This window comes from Massilia hydrophila, from assembly GCF_020208145.1.
Classification (GTDB): Bacteria; Pseudomonadota; Gammaproteobacteria; order Burkholderiales; family Burkholderiaceae_D; genus Telluria; species Telluria hydrophila.
The window spans coordinates 1-394 of sequence record NZ_JAHYBX010000080.1 but is presented as its reverse complement, the minus strand read 5'-3'; the positions used below and the strand labels follow the sequence as shown (position 1 = coordinate 394).

Here is a 394-nt window from a genome sequence, read left to right as displayed (position 1 = left end):
GGTAACAAAGGTCGGTACCGCAATGATGGCCGCCCAACCCGCCAGCTTCTTCATGACGATGTTGAGCTTGGCATCCTGGATGGAAAGATTCGTCTCGAAAATCGTCGCCACCAGGTCCCGCAGGGAGTCGGACCACTCTGACACCCGCATGGAGTGATCGTAAAGATCATTGAAATAAGGCTCAAGGACACGCGGAACAGCAACAGCTTCCCTACTCGGACGACAAATCGTCGAGATGATCTCGCGCATCGGAAGCACGATCCGACGAAACTGCACCAGCTCCTTGCGCAGCCGGTAAACCCGAAGTTGCACCTGCTGGGTATCGATGGAGTCGTCGAAGAGCTGGTCCTCTACGTCTTCAACCACGTCGTCGAAATGCTGAACGGTATCGAAA

1 protein-coding gene is annotated in these 394 nt (G+C 54.8%); it reads right to left on the bottom strand.

What is annotated here, in order from left to right; all coding sequences use genetic code 11:
- Positions 1 to 394: CorA family divalent cation transporter (locus LE190_RS21580; RefSeq protein ID WP_307734735.1), on the bottom strand; the 394-nt coding region annotated here is incomplete at both ends.